We start from the raw sequence: 21,122 nt of genomic DNA, 5'->3' as shown, positions 1-21,122 counted from the left end.
ATATATTTTAATTGTAAAAGTCGCACTATGTAAACAATACATAAACAATTCACTTAAAACTGTCAAAATTACTTCAGCTTACAGAGATCGTTCGATGAATGCTCATTCGATTTATAATTTGTAGCCATATCTACGATTTTCGACCGCCCTTTACTGTTAAAAAAGCTGTTGATTTGGTTCTGCTATAGTACATTTTGATTCAACTATACATGTTTTTCATTCAACTTTTAACTATTTTGGTTCAACTTTTCAGAGATTTCGTTCAACTTCTGATGTTAGAGCGCTTTATATTAACCTACATATCTATTTACTAGCTAAAATGGACGTTACAATATGCTTTGAATCCCACTCTCCAGAAGAAAATCTCGTAATCGGATACTTTCTTGGAAACAAACGTTGCTGTATTTCATTCACAGACATACCTTTTTGATTTAATTGCTGTACCTCTTCCGTAACATGATACAAATAATCAAGTTTCTCATTCAACTTTTGTTTGCCATTTTTTATATAGCCTGCATGATTACAAAATACTTCCTCAAAATCATAGGCTAGTATACGTTCAATTGAATCAATGATTTGAGGAATGGACTCATCGTCCATTATCACTTTCGTTTTTACCTGTACAAACAAATCTCCTGAAAAAAGTTGTCCAGTTGAGGTATTTAAATAGGCTGTATGATCAGCAGAGTGCCCTGGAGTGAATATACTGAGCCAATCATCGTTTCGAGATTGAAATCTACTAGGCACCGGTTCAGCTTTAAAAGCTCTACGCTTTCCCCAAAAGAGTTTGCGATATAAAGGGTACTTTCCTTTTTTTTGAGCTTCGTTTAGAGAAAGTTCCGGTAAGTAAATGGGCACTTTATATTTTTCTCCAATCCAAGCAGCACAACCAGTGTGATCTTCATGAATATGTGTACAATACAGTGCATCAATATTTTGATTGTCTAAAAACTGCTGAAATTGCTGAGCAAGCGACTGAGAACCGGCATCAATGATGATGCCATCTATGGCATAACAATACACGTTAAGATTCACACCCTGAAACTGGATTGAGCCATTTGCAAAGTTAACCCCCTTGACATTTCCTTTTTCCATTTCTTTTTGAAAGAACATCTCCGCACCCCCAATTTTCTTAATTCTATTTTAACACAAAATGAATCATCGTTCATTTTGTGTTAAAATTATGAACTTTGATAATAAAATTGAAATAAATGATAAAATCTAATTAATAGGGATTGAAAGGGGTAGAGAGATGTTAATTCCTAAACAACACGGGGCTTGGGCTATGCTCTTTATTCCATTTACTCTAAGTATGCTGGCTGGAGGTAGTACTTTTTGGCATATTCCGCTTTTCATTGGGTGGCTATTTCTTTATCTAGCCACGTATCCATTATCCATGCTTATGAGAAAGAAGAAGAAGAAAAACTATCAAAAATGGGCAATTATTTATAGTGCTATTGCATTATTATGTCTATTGCCACTTTTATTTGCACAAGCGAAACTTCTTTATTTTGGACTTGCCATGATTCCGTTCTTTTTCATAAACATGTATTTTGCAAAACAAAATAAAGAAAGAGCCTTTACAAATGACGTAATCGCTATTTTTGTTTTTTGTTTAGGCGGACTTGCCAGCTACTTTTTAGGAGCAAACGCACTAACTAAAGAAGCTTGGATCTTATTTATCTATTCTTTTATCTATTTTTTAGGTGTAACTTTTTATGTAAAAGCCATGATTCGTGAAAAGAAAAATATGAAGTATAAATATTTTTCTTGGGGTTATCATCTTTTATTACCCTTTATTGCACTTAGCTTAGGTGCTGGTTGGGGGACAGTTGGATATGTTCCAAGTGTTTTTCGAGCATGGTATTTATACGGAAAAAAAGTGACGATTATGCAGGTTGGAGTTATTGAAATTATTAATTCTATTTTGTTTTTTATTTTTATGGTTATTTTTGTTGTTTAAGGATTATTTCGATTCATATCAAAAAAGACTCTTTTTACATATTTTGTTATTTATGAACAAGTAGTGCAACAATCTTTTGAAACCAGCATTTAAATAAAACAAAAATGTAAGAGGGTGTTTCTTAGAACACCCTCTTTTTATCTCTGCTTTACTTGTACGGCAAATAACATCAAAAATGAAATAATAATAATGGAAATGACCCATAACCAAGCCATCGTCATATTCCCTGAATCGATGGCCACATAAATAGCTGTTGGGACGGTTTGAGTTACTCCTGGAATATTACCTGCAAACATTAAAGTTGCTCCGAACTCACCTAATGCTCTTGCAAAGCTTAATACAGCACCAGTTATGAGTGACCTAGATGCTAAAGGTATCGATATCAAAAGGAAAACTTTCCATTTCCCCGCACCATCAACTCTAGCCGCATCTTCAATGTCATGATCCACTCCATGAAAACCTGTTTTCGCTGACTGATACATGAGAGGAAACGCAACGATAATAGCTGCTATGACCGCTGCCCACCAAGTAAAAATAATCGGCTGATTAAAAACCCATTCAATTGCTTTTCCAAGGAAACTTTGTTTTCCAAACACAACTATCAAAATAAATCCCACTACCGAAGGAGGTAATACCAATGGAAGCATCAGAATGGTCTCAACTATCGCCTTTCCTTTAAACTTTCTTACTGCTAGAAAATGACCAGCTAATGTACCTAATATAACTACGATTACTCCGGAAACTATACTAATTTCCAGAGATAATTTTATCGGTGCAAAAAATTCTTCAGCCATTTATCTTCCTCAATTCATTTTAAATCCATACTCCTCTAGAATTTTTTTAGCAGCATCTGATTGAAGATAATCGTAAAAATCTTTCGCTTCATCATGATGTTTTGAATCTTTAATAATACCTAAAGGATAAATAATCGGTGTATGTGTATCTGAACCTGCTGTTGCTACAATCTTAATTTTATCAGAAACAAGTGCATCTGTTTTATAAACGATCCCAGCATCAACATTTCCTGTTTCTACATAAGATAACACTTGTCGAACGTCTTTTCCGTAAACAAGTTTACTTTCTACTTTGTCCCAAACCTTTAAAGCTTCTAATGTTTCTTTTCCATATAGCCCAGCTGGCACAGATTCAGGAGTTCCTAATGCCATCTTTTCAATATTAGCTGTTGCTAAATCTTCAAAGCTTTTAATGTTCAATTTTGAGTCTTTTGGAACGATCAATACAAGCTCATTTTCTACAAGATTAACACTTTCTTCTTTATCAATCATACCATCATTTACAAGAGTGTTAAATTTATCTTCCGCGGCTGATATAAATAAATCAACAGGCGCCCCCTGTGAAATTTGTTGCTGTAGAGCTCCTGAAGCTCCAAAATTGAATTTTAAAGTGATTTCTGGATATTTTTCTTTATATGAATTTTGAATATCAGTTAATGCATCATTCAAACTTGCAGCAGCTGATACTGTTAATTCAACCTTCTCTTTTTCTTTTTTGTCTGAGGTTTTTTCTTCATTATCAGAACATGTTACTAAGGATAAAACAAAAACTAAAATTAAAGTAAATAATGCCCATGTTTTCTTTTTCACAATTTTACCTCCGAATAATAGATTTCAACACAACACATTATAACAAGATATAATTAGTTATAACAAGATATAATTAAATAGATATAGAATTGTTATAATTCGTTCAAATTCATTCTACTTTTTATATTTTTAAGATTTAAGGTATAATTTTACTTAGATTACAAACGATTTTCCACAAACACGTTAGTATAAGTAAGTACGAAAGAGGTGGTTGGATGAATAGTAACTCTTCTTATACAATTGAAGAAGTAGCCCAATTGTTAAGAGTATCAAAATTAACGGTCTATGATCTTATCAAAAAAGAAGAACTTTCAGCCTATCGTGTCGGTAGACAAATGCGTGTCGACCATGATGACTTAGAAAGATATAAAAACGGCAATAAAACAAAACATAAAAATGTAAATAACTCTAGTCAGAATGAAGAACAAAAAACGATAGATCAAATAGTGATAAGTGGTCAAGATATAGTATTAGACATACTCAGCAAAAATATCGAAAAAGAATTACGTAAAACACCATTACGTTTATACAACGGCAGCTTAAATAGCTTAATTGCCATGTATAATGGACAATGTGATATTGTTAGTCTTCATTTATATGATAGTGAAACGGGAGAGTATAATCTTCCTTATGTAAAACGAATTTTAGTCAGTCATCCATTTGCTTTACTAAATCTTGTTTCAAGAAATGCTGGTATTTATGTACAAAAGGGTAATCCTAATCAAATTAAGAGCTGGAAAGATTTAAGTAATCCACAAATCAAAATCATTAATCGTGAAAAAGGGTCAGGTGCTCGAATTCTTCTTGATGAGAAATTCAAGAAATTTGGTATCCAAGCTTCTAGTATTAAGGGATATGACGAAGAACTTACCAGTCATTTTTCAGTGGCTTCTGCAGTTGCAAATGGACAAGCAGACGCTGCAGTAGGAATTGAAAATGTTTCAAAAATGGTCAATGTCGACTTTATTCCATTAATCAAAGAGAGATATGATCTAGTTGTTTTAAAAAAGCCAGAAAATCTTTTACTGCTTGAATTAATAAAAAAAATCACACAGTCTGATTCTTTTAAAAATGAATTAAAGCAATTAAATGGTTATGATATAAGTGAAACTGGAAAAGTATTTTATGAGTCTTAAACAACACAATACTCTATTATTCAGACTGTTTTCTCAAATTCTGTTACCTGTGAACAAGTTAGGGAAAATAATCTGAATTGAATTTCGTTTTAGAAAGGTCGCTTTCCACAGGGCTAGTGGTAAACCTCTACTGCATAAAGTAGTTTGGGGTCGCACCGTACGCTCATTCGATATGCTAACTAAACTTATTTAAAAGGAACAATCTTGGAGAAAATAGCTATTATTAAAGCTCCTCCTAGTATACAAAAATAAAACTCCCTTTTCCGTTTAAAAGGGAGTTTATTTATATTTTAAATAGTAACTCATTAGAACGTTCAGATTTATTCTTGTGATGATCAGGAAAAAAATAGTAATATTTTCTACATTTATTATTATTTGAATTACTGGAGGTTCTTTCATGAAACTATTTGTCATCATGTCAAAATATTTACCACTATGGATCGTTATGGTGGCATTGATAGCTTATTTCTTTCCACAAACTTTTACGTCAATTTGTCTATCGAACAAAGAAACAGCTTAACCTTTCTGAATAAGAGAAAAAAGAGGTCATTCAGGATAGAATCCTATTGAATCCATTACCCCTACGGAATGAAATATCAAAATAAACTCGAAATAAAAACACAGCCTCTCTAGTATCCTCAAATACTAGGAAGCTGTGTTTTTTAAACATTAGTTTTCTTCTACATCCTTACGCTTTTTCTTCAGCATTTTTGAAAGTAATTCGTAAACAATTGGTACAATAACTAATGTTAATATTGTCGAACTCAATAAACCACCGATAACTGTAACGGCAAGGTCTTGAGAAATGAGTCCGCCTCCGCCATTTCCTAATGCCATTGGAATCATCGCTCCAATAGTCGCAATCGCCGTCATCAAGATTGGACGAAGACGAGTCGCTCCTGCTTCAAGAATGGCGTCACGCATGTTCATACCATCATGCTCCATATGGATAATACGGTCCACTAATACGATGGCATTCGTTACAACAATACCAATGAGCATTAATAGCCCCATTAATACAGATACAGAAATCGTTTGACCTGTGACGAATAATCCAACGAACGAACCAATAACTGTGAACGGTAACGAGAATAGAATAGCAAAAGGTGCTAATCCTTCACCGAACGTCACAACAAGAATAAAGTAAACAATCGCAATTGCTGCAATCATTGCTAAACCTAGCTGAGTAAAGGTTTCTTGCATATCTGCTGCAACACCTGCAACATCTGTCGTTACCCCTCTTGGCAAATCAAGCTTATCAATTTTTTTATCAGCTGCTGTTGTTGCTTTCGAAATATCAGCATCTGTAATCGTACCAGAAACCGTTGCGAAATATTCTCCTTTTGAGCGAGAAAGTGTATTTAACGTTGTTCCTTCCTCCACTTTAACTAACTTAGACAATGGCATTTTCATACCGATTGCTGTATCAATTTCAGTTGCTAATATATCGTCTACTGATTTTGGAGTTGCCGCTGCTTCTCGTTGGACAACTACATTGATTTCTTCACCTTCGTGCTCTACTGTTGTTAATACGTCATTAGCATTATTGTGAGATAAAGCCTGCACAATTTGCGCTGTTGTTAATCCATATTTTAACACATTTGCTTGGTCTACTTTAAATACATTCTCAATATATGGATTTTCAATATCAGATGTAACATCCTCTAGTCCTTTAACATCTTGAAGAGCATCTTCAACTTGTTTAACAGCTGTTTGTAAATCATCTAAATCTTCACTATTTAATGTATAACTTACTTCGTTCGTATTCATACCCATAGAGAAGTCTTGAGATTTCCATTCACCTGTTTGACCAATATTAAAGACGTAATCTTCAATTTTCTCTTTTGACTTTTTAAATTTCTCTAATTCCATTTCAGAATCAAAAATGAGGTACATTAACGCACCACCGCTACCACCCATCATCATAGTAGTAGCATCAGCATTTTTAGGGTCAGTTACTGACAATTGGATGATATCAAGATCATCATAGTTCATCAATTCTTTTTCGACTTTTTCTATATTAGCTAATGTGTCATCCATCAACTCACCAGTAGCAGGCGTATACGTTAAATACATCACTTTTTCTTCTTGAGATCCCATGAAGCTAAATCCGATAAAAGGAGTTAACACTAATGAACCTGCTAGTAAAATAATCGCAATCGTTGATGTGATTATTTTATGATTTAACGCTTTTTCAAGAACACCCTTATACCATCTTGCAAGCTTTCCAACTTCCTTATGCTTGCGATTTTCTTTCTGACCATTTAGCTGTTTACGGAATAGGAAATGTGAGAATGCTGGAACTATTGTAATCGCAACAATTAATGAACCGCCTAGCGCAAATGTCATCGTTAAAGCAAACGGCATAAATAGTTCTCCGACCATACCACCGACAAATATAAGAGGCGCGAATACTGCAACGGTTACTAATGTCGAAGCAAGTATTGGCTTAAACATTTCAATGGTAGCTTCACGTATTAAAGCACGGCCACTTAATTTTTCTTCTTTTAAATGCATGCGTCGATAAATGTTTTCAACAACAACAATAGAATCATCTATTACCCGTCCAATTGCTATTGTGATTGCCCCTAAAGTCATAATATTTAACGTTATATCGAGCGACTTTAGTATCAATAGCGCAATAAGGATCGAAACTGGAATTGAAATAATAGAAATAATCGTTGATTTAACATCACGTAAAAACAATAGAATGATTAGGATTGCAATCAATCCACCAAATAATGCTTTTTCCATCATTGTATAAACAGAATCTTCAATCGGTTTACCTTGATCGAGTGTTACGTCAATCTTCAATCCATCGATGGATGCTTCTTCGTCTTTAATTAAATCTTTAACAGCGTTTACGACCTTAACCGTATTCGCTTGCTGTCCTTTAACAATCTGAATTGTAATGGCATCTTTACCATTTGTACGTGAAACAGATTGTACTTTACCGATTGTTTCAACTGTAGCTATATCTGATAGCTTTACAAATGGTGATGGTTGATTAGCTGATGGAGTTACCGGTATTAGCATTTCCTTAAGTTTTTCTACACTTGTAACCTTACCATCAACAGATACAGCCTGCTCGCCATCTTTAAATTCCTTTAACCCCAATGATACGGACATATTACTCGCTTGGATCATATCCTTCACAGATTGCTCTGTTAACCCAAGCTCTTTTAATTTTGCTTGATTATAAGTTAAATCGACCTCTTCAATATGCTGCCCAGTGATTGTTGCTGAGGCAACACCATCAAGCTTTTCAATTTTTGGTAGAATAATATCTTCTACAGTTGAAGTTAATTCTACAATATCCTCATCAGAGCTACTGATAGATAAGGCTACTACTGGCATCATATTCATACTGATTGACGTAATAGATGGTTTTTCCACGTCTTCCGGTAACGTCACTTTATCAAGCGCAGACTCAAGTTGACGCTTCTTCTCATCCATATCAATACCATATTCATATTCAACTTGTACCTGTGATACATTAGAGGATGAATTCGAATAAACAGCCTTTACATCATCTAGATTTTCAATGGCCTTTTCAATAGGAATTGAAACCTCATCCATTACTTGCTCAGGAGTTGCACCAGGGTATACCCCCATCACAATTAAATATGGAATTGACACATCCGGAATAGACTCCATTTTCATTTTTGTCCCTGAATACAATCCTGATACTGTTATGATAATTGTTAATAACCAGACAGCCAGTTTATTTTTCAGGACGAAATTGACTAACCCTTTCACTATAGCACCTTCTTCTTGTCTTTATTCGTGTGATACATTTAACAAATCTGCTTCCGAATCTGCACACAATTGACTATATTCTTACAATTATTTATAATAATGACTAGTTGGTCAGATGTCAACTCAGTAATGGGAGTGTTAATGATGGTTAAGAAACAATTAATTATGGAAAACGCCTTAGAATTATTTGCGAATAATGGTATTGAAGCAACTTCCATCCAACAAATAACGAAGAAATGTGGTATTTCTAAAGGGGCTTTTTATCTTTCTTACAAATCAAAGAATGAATTAGTATTTGGTTTAATAGAATATTTTATGAGTGAAATTATTGCCGATATTGAACAATCGGTCAGAGAAAATCCAAAGAAAGAGAAATTATTATATAATTTTTACTACACAACCTTCAGCTCCTACGAAAAACATTCCGCTTTCGCTAAGATATTAATGAAGGAGCAATTTTCTTCATTCGATATTGAATTATTGGAGCAATTAAAAAAATATGATCAATATTTAAACGAAATCATCTTAAATCTTGTCAAAACTCAATTCGATAAAATAAGTAACAACATGCACGCTGACCTAGTATACGTTATTAAATGTTTTATGAAACACTATTCGGAATTATTTTTTATTTATAATTTTCCTATAGACTTGCAAGCATTATGCGAATCATTAGTAGAAAAAACGACAATCATTGCGGAACATGCAACAATTCCATTTATACCCAACGAGTTCTTATCATTTTCTACTAATCAAGCAACTTTAACAAAAGAACAAATCTCAAATATATTGTTAGAAAAAATCAATGACATTACTGATCCAATAACACAGCAATCTTTACAACTACTTAAAGTACATTTAGATGAAGGCTTACTCCCTTCCGCTATCATTCATGGTCTTTTAAAAAACTTACGTGCTAATTCACATAGTAAATGGGTTGCTTACTTATATGAACTTTATTTAGAGAATCCTGATCTAAACTCCTAGTAGTTGGTTATCATTTTCTTAAATTATTTACATTAAGCAATGCAATACGTTGCTCGTTTTCCATGAGATGGGATACAAGCTTTTATTTAACTGATTTCCATTAACCTTATTTAACAACGAACAACCTCAGAAAACAGTCTTATTCATAAAATGAAAAAGGGCATTCAGGATATAACCTGATGCCCTTCTTACTATTAGCTTGCTTGTTTAATATGATGAACTTTTTTCTGTTGATCTTGTTTATTCAATTTTATCACTAGGATTAAGCTCACAATCGAAAATAATGCTAATGCGATAAAACCTAAGGAATAACTTCCTGTATATGAAAGGATTGAAGATAACACAAGAGGTGGGAAAAATCCTCCAAGCCCCCCCATCATCGATACAATGCCGTTTACAATGCCTGATTGTTCCATAAAAAATGTAGGTACTAGCTTAAAAATAACTCCATTTCCAATACCACATGATAATGCAATGATTAATATACCAACTGTAAATAAAATCATATTAGGAGATGTTGATAAGATAACAGCTCCAATGACTGTACCAATAAAAACACCCATTAATAATTTTAAAGCATCAAATTTATCCCCTAAATATCCACCAAATGTTCGACAACATGTAGCAAGTACGATAAAGATAGCTGTTCTTATCCCAGCATCTACTTTATCAAGTCCAAAATTTGAAACTAAGAAGTTTGGTAAAAACACAGTAAATGCGACAAATGCACCAAACGTAATAAAATAGAATAATGAAAAGAACCACATTTTTTCATTTTTATAAACCCCTTTTATTTGTTGAACAATAGGGGTTTTCATTTTTGGTTCGTTTCGATCGCCTAAAAACACGTTTAAAATAGCAAAAACAGTTAGTAAGATAAGATAAAATTTAATGGCTGTTGACCATCCAAATTGAGCTGCAACTACTGGTGCTGCGAATGTAGAAACAGCTGTACCCATATTTCCAAATCCATAGATTCCATTAACTAGACCATGTTTTTCCTTCGGATAGTATTTTGGAAGTGATGTTACACCAACAGAAAATACTGCTCCTCCAATACCTAGGAAAGTACCTCCAATAATTAAATCCATATAAGAAGTTGCTTCACTTATAAAATATACTGGAAATAATAAAGTAATAAAGCTTACGAGAAATACAATTCGTGCTCCAAAGATATTGGCATAATAACCTAATGGTATCCTTAAGACGGACCCGAGAACTACTGGTATGGCTGCAATAATCGCTAACTTATCATCAGGAATTACAATATCTTCCTTGATATAAGGTAGTAAAGATGAAATTATTACCCACACCATAAAACCTAGAACTAAGTTCATAGTTTGTAAAGGTAATTGTACTTTTTTGATCATTCCATTCACCTACTGATAAAAAATTAATATTGTGAATGACAAATGTATTGATTCCCTTCTCATATAATAAATATTATACCCAAATAATAAAATAGGGATTTCCCCTTTTCGTAAAAGAGAAAATCCCTACAAAATCGCATAATTTAATGACTAAACTCTAGTTCATTGTAAATACTGACTCCGATGGCAAAAGCAAGCATTTATGTTCATACTCTAGTGTTTCCCAATAGGTCAAAATTCAAGCAGCTTTCTTTTTAGCGCATACTCCACTAATTCAGGACGGCTTTTCAATTGTAACTTTTCCATAATTTTCGCTTTGTTTGCCTCAACAGTTTTTACAGAAATAAATAATTTTTCAGCAATTTCTTTATTTCCATAACCTTTTGCAACTAGTAGCAATATCTCCATTTCTCTTTTGGATAAAATCTTAAAAGGATCGAGTTCATCTGCTTCATGATTATTTTTTAACAATTCATTTACGAGCAAGGTTGCCATCTTTGGCTGAATATATGTACCCCCTTGATGTACCATACGTATCGCTGAAACAAGCTCTTCATCTGGGGAGTTTTTTAATATATAGCCAGAAGCACCATTTTTTAATACATAAAATAAGTATTCTTCATCATCATACATCGTTAAAATCAGTATTTGGGTATCTGGAAAATCTTCACTAATCTTGCCTGTTGCTATTAGTCCACTCTCACCTGGTGGCATGCTAATATCCATTAATAATACATCCGGGTGATGTTTAGCAACCATGGCATATGCTTCCTTTCCATCTGCAGCAGTTGCAACTACTTCCATATCCTCTTGATAGTTCAATATCATAGAAAATCCACTTCGAACGACAGCATGATCATCAGCTATAACAATTTTCATTATCATACCTCCTCAACAGTGTTTTCTTGACGTACTGGAATACGAATTTGAATTCTAGTTCCTTTTCCCATTTCCGATTGTATATTTAAAATACCATTAACTAGCTCAGCTCTTTCTCTCATTCCATATAAACCAAGCCCCGTTCCTTTAGGCTCCTTAAATTGAACGTCAAAGCCAGCCCCCTTATCTTCGACAATTAAAATTAAGTCACCATTTTCTTCATATAAACGAACGTAAATTTCTTCTGTATGGGCATATTTAATAGCATTTAAAATAGCTTCCTGACATATACGATACACGACTGTCTCTATTTCATTGCTATAACGTGCAGAAAACAATTCAGCCGAGAAATGAACGAGAATTCCGTAATTGTTTTCTACCCATTTAAAGTGAGAACGAAAGGCAGCATCTAATCCAAGATCGTCTAAAGAAGCCGGTCGCAATTCCACAGATAAATTTCGAATTTCATCTAATAATCGAGCTAATGATTCTTCCGTTTGTTTAAGTTTTTTTAAAGCATCCTCATTTAAATTCATATATTTTAACACTCGAATATCCACTAAAGAGCTAATTAGTTCTTGAGCAACACAATCATGAAGTTCACGAGATATTCGTTTACGTTCATCCTCTTGTGCTTTAATGATATACTTGGTCATCTTCGAGCGATATAACGCTTCACGCATTTTCGATTGTTTCGTCAAATCAAGTAGTGTAAGCACATAAATTTTTTGTTCCGCATCAATCATCTTGTAGCTAGCTGTAAAAGGTGCAATTGTACCATCTTTTAGCTTTATATACACTTGAAAAGAGGTAAAATCTTTATCTGGCTTAATTAAAAAACAATTGAGACACGACATTAAATCTTCTTCATTCGTGTAACCCTTGCAAAATTTACAAATGACATTGACTTCAGCACCATTTATTTGCTCCAATACTTCTTGAGAAAGAAGACCTTCTGCAGCAGGATTTAACGCTAGTACAACTCCTTTTGAATTGAGGAATATAATTGCTTCAGTACTGTTGTAATACATTTTCATCATGCTATCTTCTAATTGGAAACCGTCTAAACGAAACAACTTACTCACATCTCCTTTGTATCAAAAGAACAAAATCCCGAAGCAATGGAATGTTGGAATTCATCAAATGAAAAATCTGTCAATCTATCTTTTTCTCTAAAACCAACCAATAATACACCTGCCACTCGATTACTTTCCCATAATGGAACAGCCCCCATGCTTTTCAAGCGTTCTGCCACCACAATCGGAAAGCTGAGTAATTCATTCATTGGAACTTCTTTATCTGCATTTTTTATTAACATTGGTTTTCCCGTTTTGAAAACAGTTCCCGCAATCCCTTTCCCTGGATGTAAAACAATTCGTTTATAACGATTATTTAAATTTCCCGAAGCATATTGCCATTTCAAAATAGGGGAACTATCGATTGAATTAACAATATTCAATGCAACAAAGTCAAACCCAAACTGATTACGAATTTGATCAATTTCTAATTGATAATCAACTAGTACTGGTTTTTTCATCATAAAAACTCCTTAAAGAAAGAGGATGTTGTCCTTTACCCATCTTTCTAAAATTTACCCCTCTTACAGGTTAATAAGAATACAAATTCTTGGAGATCATTCCGAGCTGATAGAATGATTTGGTTTAACCGTATATATACTATTTTATAATACTTAGTATGGAACATCTACTGTCATAACATTACTATAATTAAGAAAAAGATAGGATAATTCGCTATTATCAATGACTACATTATTTCTAAAAAACAGATTTCTAGCAATAAGTGAAAAATTCTAATTTCTTAAAATAAAGAAGAAGGCATATTGCCCTCTCCTTGTATTAGTTTGTATGATTTTTGCGATATAGAATATAGCTTCTACTCATATAGTTGACTGGTACACTCCAAATATGAACAAGTCGTGTAAATGGCCATAGAGCAAATATACCAAGTCCAGCTAAAATATGAATTTTAAACGATAGCGGAACATTCGTCATTAGCGAAGCATCTGGACTTAAAAGAAATAGATTTCTAAACCAAACAGAAATGGTAGATCGATAATCAAAGCTTGGTTCCACCATATTTGTCACTACTGTACTGTACATCCCCATAAATACAATAAATAATAGTAGTACATTTACAACTAAATCTGAACCTGAGCTTAATCTACGTACATTTTTCTTTGTAAATCGTCGTGATGTCAACACAATCATTCCACCAAGTGTTAACAAACCAAATAATCCCCCAATATACACTGCCCCAATATGATATAAATGATCATTAACACCAATAGCATGTAACCATTCTTTTGGAATTCCTAGTCCTGCTACATGACCAAAAATAACTGGAATAATCCCAATATGGAACATCATACTTCCAATTTTTAATTGTTTCTTTTCGACGAATTCACTCGACTTTGAAGTCCAACCAAATTGATCTGTACGATAGCGATAAATATGACCAATAACACATACAACTAGGCAAATATAGGGAAATATAACCCAAAGAAATTGATCAAGACTATTCATGGGTATCTACCTCCTTATTTATACATGCTTTAAAGGTTTCACGTAATGCTTTAATGACATAAAAGTAAGGACTATTATGTTCTTCTAATGATTTCAGAAGATGATAGGTTCCATCCTCTAACACCGCGAATAACATAGTAAAGCTTTCTTCAGCACGTTCATCACCAAGCCACTCGGCCGCATATAAAAATTCGCACATTAACGGCAAATAATCAGACAGTTCTTCCTTCGGCATATTTAATCCAAACATTTCATACATGACTTTTAATTTGGCAAGCATTTGTCCACGCTCTTTAGTATCCTCAAATTTAAAATACGTCATATATAAAGTGGAATCTTTTTGAAAGTCAAATGTCCTAACATACATTTCTTCAATTTCTTCCATACTATATTCCTGCATAAGCTTCCAAAACATTTGAATAGAATCATAAGCAGGATCTGAGGAGTCAAAAGACTCCTCAATCACTAATGGATTAAAATCTATTTTTTCAGGATACGTCAGCTGTTGTGCAAAGAAACCAAATGCATGCTTATGCTTATAAAGCTCTCCTAAATTAATCACGCCAAATTCCCCCATAGAAGTTTTCTTCATAGATTTCTTTGCCGCTCTTACCAGATGTTACACCACATCCTCCACAATCCATTGAATACCCTTCAGATCCTTGTGATCGATACGTATCTAAATGCGCCTCTTTATGAGATGTTGGTATAACGAATCGATCTTCATACTTAGTAATTGCCAACAAACGATACATAGCTTGTGTTTGTTGAACGGTTAAGCCGACCCTATCCAAACGATTGTCATCGAATTCTTTCCCAGATGATTGAGCACGCATAAACATACGCATCATGGCCATTTTTTGAAGAGCTTCCTTCACTGTTTGTGTATCTCCAGCTGTTAACATATTAGCAATATATTGAATCGGCGTACGCATTTCTTCAATTGCCGGGAATATATAATCAGGGTTTTGAATGGAATCTTTTCCTTCAAAATAGTTCATGATCGGACTTAAAGGTGGTACATACCAAACCATCGGCAGGGTACGGAATTCTGGATGAAGCGGGAATGCTAATTTGTACTCAATTGCCAGCTTATACACTGGTGATTGTTGTGCTGCCTCAAGCCAATCTTCACTAATACCATCTTTACGTGCTTGTTCAATTACTTTTGGATCATTCGGATCTAAGAACAAGTCACATTGTGCTTTATATAAGTCTTTTTCGTTTTCAGTAGAGGCTGCCTCTGATACTTTATCTGCATCATATAACATAACTCCTAAATAACGGATACGTCCTGTACATGTTTCAGAACAAACAGTTGGCAAACCCGCTTCAACACGTGGAAAACAGAATGTGCATTTTTCTGCTTTATTCGTTTTCCAGTTGAAGTATACTTTTTTATAAGGACATCCAGTCATACAATAGCGCCAACCACGGCAAGCTTCTTGGTCTACTAAAACGATTCCGTCTTCATCACGCTTATACATTGCACCAGATGGACATGATGCTACACATCCAGGATTTAAGCAGTGTTCACATAAGCGTGGTAAATACATCATAAAAGCCTGTTCAAAATTAAACTTAATATCTTCTTCTATTTTTTCGATATTCGGATCTTTTGGACCAGTTGTATGAACACCAGCTAAATCATCTTCCCAGTTTGGACCCCATTCAAGATTCATTTTTTCACCAGTCAATACAGAATGTGGTCTAGCTACTGGCTGATGTTTTTTCTCGCCAGCATTTGTTAAATGCTCATAGTTATATGTCCAAGGCTCATAGTAATCTTTCATTTCTGGCATATCAGGGTTATAAAAAATCTTCCCTAACGCTACTTTAGATAATTTACTACCTGATTTAAGGTCAAGCTTGCCGTTTTTTAACGTCCAGCCACCTTTATATTGCTCTTGATCTTCCCATCTCATTGGATAGCCAATACCTGGTTTAGTTTCTACATTGTTAAACCACATATATTCAGCACCCGAACGGTTTGTCCATGTGCTTTTACAAGTCACGCTACAGGTGTGGCATCCGATACATTTGTCAAGGTTCAGTACCATTGCTACTTGCGCTTTAATCTTCAAGCCACTTAACCTCCTTCATTTTGCGGACTGCAACATATACATCCCGCTGATTTCCGATTGGTCCATAATAGTTAAATCCATAACTTAGCTGTGCATAGCCACCAACCATCTGTGTCGGTTTCACATGAATTCGAGTTGGTGCATTATGACTTCCTCCACGCTCTTTCGTAATTTCAGAACCCGGAACATTTATGTGCTTATCTTGTGCATGATACATAAACATTGTGCCTCTTGGCATTTTATGACTGACTACAGCACGAGCTGTTACAACGCCATTTCGGTTATATACTTCCAACCAGTCATTATCCTGAATATCATTTTCAGAGGCATCTTCATTATTAATCCAAACCGTTGGACCTCCACGGAAAAGTGTTAGCATGTGTAAATTATCTTGGTACATACTATGAATATTCCATTTTCCATGTGGAGTTAAATAACGTAATACTAGAGAATCCTGTCCACCGATAATTTTCTTATCTTTTGCCCCAAATACCATTGGCGGTAATGTCGGCTTAAACACAGGAAGTGCTTCTCCAAATTGCAAGAAAATTTCATGATCAATATAGAAATGCTGTCTTCCGGTTAATGTACGGAAAGGAACGAGTCTTTCAATATTAGTTGTAAATGGCGAATAACGTCTTCCCATTTTGTTTGAGCCAGGGAATACAGGAGTCGGAATTACTTCCCTAGGCTGTGCCGTAATATTCGGGAACGTTAGTTTTTCTGCTGCTCGGTCAGCTGAAATATCCTTAAGTTCAACACCTGTGTCTTGTTCAGCCGCTTCCCATGCACGTTGAGATACCGTACCATTTGTAGCAGATGAAACGTTTAAAATCGCATTGGCAGCATGACGTGCTGTATGCAGCTTTGGTAAGCCATTTTTAATGCTATCATCACTGTACATACCATTAATCTGCTTCAATTCTTCATACTCTTCTGCTACAGAGAAGTTCACACCATGAGCCCCAACCTTACCCTTAGCTAAGTTAGGTCCAAGCGTTACATATTTATCATAAATTTGTGTATAATCACGTTCTACAACAGCGAAGTTCGGCATTGTTTTACCAGGAATCGCTTCAATTTCACCCTTCTTCCAATCTCTAATGACTCCATATGGCTGAGCAATCTCATTTACTGAGTCATGAGCAAGTGGTGCTGTTACAACGTCTTTATGCACACCTGGTAAATGCGTCTTCGACATTTCAGAGAATGTTTTTGCTAAAGATCTGTATATATCCCAATCAGAACGAGATTCCCAAAGCGGATCAACAGCTGGATTAAATGGATGAATGAATGGATGCATATCTGTTGATGATATATCCGTTTTTTCATACCAAGTAGCCGCTGGTAAAACAACATCCGCATACATTGGTGTAGCTGTCATACGGAAATCAAGTGCTACCAACAGATCTAATTTTCCTTCTACTTCATCTCTCCATACCATTTCTTCTGGTTTATCGTCTTCGTTCGGTTGAGATAATAAACCATTATGAGTGCCCAGTAGATGCTTCATGAAATATTCCTGTCCTTTAGCTGAACTTGATATTAAGTTCGAGCGCCAAACAAATAAAGAACGAGGGAAGTTTTCAGGTGCATCAGGATCTTCGCAAGCAAATTTTGTTTCTCCGGATGTAACTTGCTTAACAGCATGTTTTACGATTTCTTCGTTTGTTGTTTTCCCTTGCTGTTTCGCTTCCTCTGCAAATTTCAAGCTATTTTTATTAAATTGTGGGTAAGATGGTAACCATCCTAGACGAGCTGCTAAAACATTATAATCCGCTGGATGTTGATAACGTACATCTCCACTAGTTGGTGATTTTAACGAATCTACACCAGTTTCTTCATATTTCCACTGATCTGTTGCAAAGTAATAGAATGATGTTGCATTTTGCAAACGAGGTGGTCCTTGCCAATCTTTAGCAAAGGCAACGGTTGACCACCCTTCAATCGGACGACATTTTTCTTGCCCAACATAGTGCGCCCAGCCGCCACCATTAACTCCTTGTGAAGCAGTTAACACAACTAAATTTAAGATGGAACGATAGATTGTATCACTATTAAACCAGTGGTTAACACCAGCACCCATGATAATCATGGAACGACCTTTTGTATCAATTGAATTTTGAGCAAACTCTCGAGCAATTTGCACGACAAGTGATGACTTAACTCCAGTATGTTGTTCTTGCCAAGCAGGTGTATAATGAGATTCTAAATCATCATATCCTTTGGCTTCGAATTCATTTCCATTACGTTTTACACCGTATTGACTTAACATTAAATCATATACTGTAACAACTAATTGTTCTGTACCATCCGCTAGCTTCACTTTCTTCGCTGGAATCATACGCTTAAACGTACCATTTCCCTTATTATCGAAGAATGGGAAAACAATTTCTTTCCACTGTGCATCATGGTTCTCTACAGAAAGAGCCGGATCGATAACCGTGCCATCTTCACGCTCTAGAATGAGATTCCACTTTTTATCTTCTTCCCAACGTTGACCCATCGTACCGTTTGGAACAATGATTTCATCAGATGCTTCATCAAAAATAACTGGCTTCCATTCAGCATGCTGAGAAGTATCTCCGAAATCACTAGCTCGTAAGAAACGTCCTGCTTTCAGGCTTCCTTCATGTTCATCTAACATGATTAGGAACGGCATATCTGTATATTGTTTTGCATAGTTCAGGAACATTGGCTCCTGACGTTCCACATAAAATTCATTGAGAATGACATGTGTCATCGCTTGTGCTACTGCTGCATCTGTTCCTGGATTTGGTGCTAGCCAGTTATCAGCAAATTTAACGTTTTCTGCATAGTCTGGCGCAACAGAAACGACTTTTGTTCCTTTATATCGAACTTCTGTCATAAAATGAGCATCTGGTGTACGTGTTAACGGAACATTCGAACCCCACATAATAAGGTAACCAGCGTTATACCAATCACTTGATTCAGGTACATCTGTTTGTTCACCCCAAATTTGTGGAGATGCTGGTGGAAGATCAGCATACCAATCATAGAAGCTAAGCATTTCTCCACCTAATAATGAAATAAAACGAGCTCCTGATGCGTAACTAATCATCGACATCGCTGGTATTGGTGTAAATCCAGCAATACGGTCTGGACCATATTTTTTTATTGTATAAATGAGTTGGGCTGAAATTAACTGATTGGCATCTTCCCATTTCACTCGTACGTGGCCACCTTTACCACGTGCTTGCTTATAAGATTTAGACTTTTCAGGATCTTCAACAATACTTGCCCAAGCATCAATCGGATTACTATGTTCTTTCAAAGCTTTTTTCCACATACGCCATAATTTCCCGCGAATATAAGGATATTTCACGCGTAACGGACTATATTCATACCATGAAAATGATGCTCCACGCGGACAACCGCGAGGCTCGAATTCTGGCATATCAGGACCACATGAAGGGTAATCGATTTGTTGATTTTCCCATGTGATTATTCCATTTTTAACAAATACCTTCCAACTACAAGAACCTGTACAGTTAACTCCATGTGTCGTACGAACGACTTTATCATGCGACCAGCGTTGACGATACATGTTTTCCCATTCTCTACTTTTTTCTTCGAGAATTGACCAGTTACCTGAATAACGTTCTGTCGGTTTAAAGAATTTTAGTCCAAATTTTCTTTTCATCGGACATGACCACTCCTTTTGCAGAATGACTTACATTGAAGGGAATCAATTGTTTGTTCATTCTTATACGTTCATTATTGAACAAAACATCATTTCTGCCTATTAGGGAAGTGGCTATTTTTCAAGGGAAATCCCCTATCTTAGGAAAGGTATAAACGCACCTTTCATTCTGAATGACCTGGTCTTTTTGAACTAATGATTCCTATCAAAAGAGGAGTTAGGAATTAGATCATATTTTACATTTACTATATTTTCATTTCCTCAACATTTATAAAGGCTGTTTTCGTAAACTTTGTTATCTATTCACAAACAGCAAGAATTGGTTGAATTCTGCTCCAGGATGCTCGCTTTCAGCGAGGCGGGCTTGTAGGCATTACAAAGATTACATCAAATCTAATATTTGTGAGCAGGATATTCAGCACTTGGTAGCCTCTCACAAAAAGAAACCTTGACGGGCTTTTTGCCAATCAAGGTTCTAATTATTACTTTTAGTAAGTATTGTTTAATCAACGTCATCATAAGTATCTCTTAAAATTATATCATCTAACTTTTCTCTGTCTTCAGCAATATGTTCATACGAACTAATAAGGTTACTAATATAATCAATCTGAACCTGTCTATTATCAAACAAATCATTCGTAATAAAAAAACCTACATCTAAAATATTATCTTTTTACTCTTCTTACAATTAATTCCGTAGGTGTCACTAATCTTATTAAATCTGATATAGAATCGATTTTCGGAGCAATTTTATCTGCTTCTAATCTATCTCCTAACATCTCTCTATATTCTTCAAAATTCTCCGTATAATACCCATACACTTGCCTTTCTACTTCATCTATTATTTTTTTCGTGTTTTGGATAAAATTACGAAATGCCTCTCTCTGAACACTTGAAAAATCTGCACTTTCATGCGCATCAACACTTAATAGTATTACTTTTTCCAAATCAAACATTCTAATAATTGTTTTACCTCTCCAAAAGTTGTTTTTATATTCTAGTTCTCCAAATAACTCATCATTAATTTTAGTCATTACTTATTACTCTCCTAACTTAACTTTTATATTGTATTCTCCAACCCCACCAAAATGTTTAAAGACACTATTAATCTTTCTTGGTACTAATTGAATAGT

Annotated in this window: 17 protein-coding genes; 4 read left to right on the top strand and 13 right to left on the bottom strand. The window is 34.9% G+C overall.

The genetic code is table 11. From position 1 onward, the window contains the following. Positions 1 to 303: 303 nt before the first annotated feature. Positions 304 to 1,113 (bottom strand): MBL fold metallo-hydrolase, encoded by an 810-nt coding sequence (locus BN349_RS02925; protein ID WP_019240778.1) that lies wholly within the window; start codon positions 1,111 to 1,113, stop codon positions 304 to 306. A gap of 139 nt (positions 1,114 to 1,252) precedes the next feature. Between BN349_RS02925 and BN349_RS02920 the strand changes: the two genes are divergently transcribed. After that, positions 1,253 to 1,963 (top strand): YwiC-like family protein, encoded by a 711-nt coding sequence (locus tag BN349_RS02920; protein WP_019240777.1) that lies wholly within the window; start codon positions 1,253 to 1,255, stop codon positions 1,961 to 1,963. 137 nt (positions 1,964 to 2,100) lie between these two features. On the opposite strand, the gene modB is transcribed toward BN349_RS02920, so the two are convergent. Then, on the bottom strand, positions 2,101 to 2,757 hold the full coding sequence (gene modB, locus BN349_RS02915; RefSeq protein ID WP_019240776.1) for a molybdate ABC transporter permease subunit: 657 nt from the start codon (positions 2,755 to 2,757) through the stop codon (positions 2,101 to 2,103). Positions 2,758 to 2,766: 9 nt separating this feature from the next. After that, on the bottom strand, positions 2,767 to 3,567 hold the full coding sequence (gene modA, locus BN349_RS02910) for a molybdate ABC transporter substrate-binding protein (RefSeq protein WP_019240775.1): 801 nt from the start codon (positions 3,565 to 3,567) through the stop codon (positions 2,767 to 2,769). A gap of 215 nt (positions 3,568 to 3,782) precedes the next feature. Between modA and BN349_RS02905 the strand changes: the two genes are divergently transcribed. Next, a complete protein-coding gene (locus BN349_RS02905; RefSeq protein WP_019240774.1) occupies positions 3,783 to 4,703 on the top strand; it encodes a substrate-binding domain-containing protein in 921 nt (306 codons plus the stop codon). 397 nt (positions 4,704 to 5,100) lie between these two features. Next, the gene (locus BN349_RS26560) at positions 5,101 to 5,223 is read left to right on the top strand and encodes a hypothetical protein (protein WP_019240773.1); all 123 of its coding nucleotides are present in this window, start codon (positions 5,101 to 5,103) and stop codon (positions 5,221 to 5,223) included. Positions 5,224 to 5,372: 149 nt separating this feature from the next. Here the strand turns inward: BN349_RS26560 and BN349_RS02895 are convergent, their stop codons facing one another. Beyond that, positions 5,373 to 8,462 (bottom strand): efflux RND transporter permease subunit, encoded by a 3,090-nt coding sequence (locus tag BN349_RS02895; protein ID WP_019240772.1) that lies wholly within the window; start codon positions 8,460 to 8,462, stop codon positions 5,373 to 5,375. Positions 8,463 to 8,603: 141 nt separating this feature from the next. On the opposite strand from BN349_RS02895, the gene BN349_RS02890 reads away from it, so the two are divergent. Continuing rightward, positions 8,604 to 9,449, top strand: a complete 846-nt coding sequence (locus BN349_RS02890) for a TetR/AcrR family transcriptional regulator (protein WP_232423508.1) — start codon at positions 8,604 to 8,606, stop codon at positions 9,447 to 9,449. Between the two features lie 194 nt (positions 9,450 to 9,643). Here the strand turns inward: BN349_RS02890 and BN349_RS02885 are convergent, their stop codons facing one another. The 9 genes from BN349_RS02885 to BN349_RS23175 form a co-directional block, all read right to left on the bottom strand. Continuing rightward, a complete protein-coding gene (locus BN349_RS02885; protein ID WP_019240770.1) occupies positions 9,644 to 10,819 on the bottom strand; it encodes a nitrate/nitrite transporter in 1,176 nt (391 codons plus the stop codon). 231 nt (positions 10,820 to 11,050) lie between these two features. After that, a complete protein-coding gene (locus BN349_RS02880; protein ID WP_019240769.1) occupies positions 11,051 to 11,698 on the bottom strand; it encodes a response regulator transcription factor in 648 nt (215 codons plus the stop codon). Positions 11,699 to 11,700: 2 nt separating this feature from the next. Next, positions 11,701 to 12,774, bottom strand: coding sequence for a sensor histidine kinase (locus tag BN349_RS02875; protein WP_019240768.1), 1,074 nt, complete (start codon positions 12,772 to 12,774; stop codon positions 11,701 to 11,703). A 5-nt stretch (positions 12,775 to 12,779) separates the two neighbouring features. Next, positions 12,780 to 13,238, bottom strand: coding sequence for a GAF domain-containing protein (locus BN349_RS02870; RefSeq protein ID WP_232423507.1), 459 nt, complete (start codon positions 13,236 to 13,238; stop codon positions 12,780 to 12,782). A gap of 316 nt (positions 13,239 to 13,554) precedes the next feature. Then, complete coding sequence (narI, locus tag BN349_RS02865; protein ID WP_019240766.1) at positions 13,555 to 14,241, bottom strand: respiratory nitrate reductase subunit gamma; 687 nt, start codon at positions 14,239 to 14,241, stop codon at positions 13,555 to 13,557. After that, positions 14,234 to 14,803, bottom strand: a complete 570-nt coding sequence (gene narJ / locus BN349_RS02860; protein WP_019240765.1) for a nitrate reductase molybdenum cofactor assembly chaperone — start codon at positions 14,801 to 14,803, stop codon at positions 14,234 to 14,236. The genes narI and narJ overlap by 8 nt, the downstream gene beginning before the upstream one ends. Continuing rightward, positions 14,796 to 16,325: a nitrate reductase subunit beta gene (gene narH / locus BN349_RS02855; protein WP_019240764.1), complete on the bottom strand. Its 1,530-nt coding sequence runs from the start codon at positions 16,323 to 16,325 to the stop codon at positions 14,796 to 14,798. The genes narJ and narH overlap by 8 nt, the downstream gene beginning before the upstream one ends. Then, positions 16,315 to 19,989 (bottom strand): nitrate reductase subunit alpha, encoded by a 3,675-nt coding sequence (locus BN349_RS02850; RefSeq protein ID WP_019240763.1) that lies wholly within the window; start codon positions 19,987 to 19,989, stop codon positions 16,315 to 16,317. The genes narH and BN349_RS02850 overlap by 11 nt, the downstream gene beginning before the upstream one ends. A gap of 665 nt (positions 19,990 to 20,654) precedes the next feature. Beyond that, the gene (locus tag BN349_RS23175; RefSeq protein ID WP_019240762.1) at positions 20,655 to 21,023 is read right to left on the bottom strand and encodes a DUF6985 domain-containing protein; all 369 of its coding nucleotides are present in this window, start codon (positions 21,021 to 21,023) and stop codon (positions 20,655 to 20,657) included. Positions 21,024 to 21,122 lie beyond the last annotated feature (99 nt).

The organism is Bacillus sp. AP8 (assembly GCF_000321185.1).
Taxonomy (GTDB): Bacteria; Bacillota; Bacilli; order Bacillales; family DSM-1321; genus Bacillus_AD; species Bacillus_AD massilioanorexius.
This window is presented reverse-complemented; position numbering and strand designations above follow the sequence as displayed.

Excerpts from the sequence above, each read along its gene's own strand:
- BN349_RS26560 (WP_019240773.1), top strand. The coding sequence starts at position 5,101 with ATGAAACTATTTGTCATCATGTCAAAATATTTACCACTATGGATCGTT.
- BN349_RS02920 (WP_019240777.1), top strand. The coding sequence starts at position 1,253 with ATGTTAATTCCTAAACAACACGGGGCTTGGGCTATGCTCTTTATTCCA.
- BN349_RS02925 (WP_019240778.1), bottom strand. The coding sequence starts at position 1,113 with ATGTTCTTTCAAAAAGAAATGGAAAAAGGAAATGTCAAGGGGGTTAAC.
- BN349_RS02890 (WP_232423508.1), top strand. The coding sequence starts at position 8,604 with ATGATGGTTAAGAAACAATTAATTATGGAAAACGCCTTAGAATTATTT.
- modB (WP_019240776.1), bottom strand. The coding sequence starts at position 2,757 with ATGGCTGAAGAATTTTTTGCACCGATAAAATTATCTCTGGAAATTAGT.
- BN349_RS23175 (WP_019240762.1), bottom strand. The coding sequence starts at position 21,023 with ATGACTAAAATTAATGATGAGTTATTTGGAGAACTAGAATATAAAAAC.
- narI (WP_019240766.1), bottom strand. The coding sequence starts at position 14,241 with ATGAATAGTCTTGATCAATTTCTTTGGGTTATATTTCCCTATATTTGC.
- BN349_RS02880 (WP_019240769.1), bottom strand. The coding sequence starts at position 11,698 with ATGAAAATTGTTATAGCTGATGATCATGCTGTCGTTCGAAGTGGATTT.
- BN349_RS02870 (WP_232423507.1), bottom strand. The coding sequence starts at position 13,238 with ATGATGAAAAAACCAGTACTAGTTGATTATCAATTAGAAATTGATCAA.
- BN349_RS02885 (WP_019240770.1), bottom strand. The coding sequence starts at position 10,819 with ATGATCAAAAAAGTACAATTACCTTTACAAACTATGAACTTAGTTCTA.
- BN349_RS02905 (WP_019240774.1), top strand. The coding sequence starts at position 3,783 with ATGAATAGTAACTCTTCTTATACAATTGAAGAAGTAGCCCAATTGTTA.
- BN349_RS02850 (WP_019240763.1), bottom strand. The coding sequence starts at position 19,989 with ATGAAAAGAAAATTTGGACTAAAATTCTTTAAACCGACAGAACGTTAT.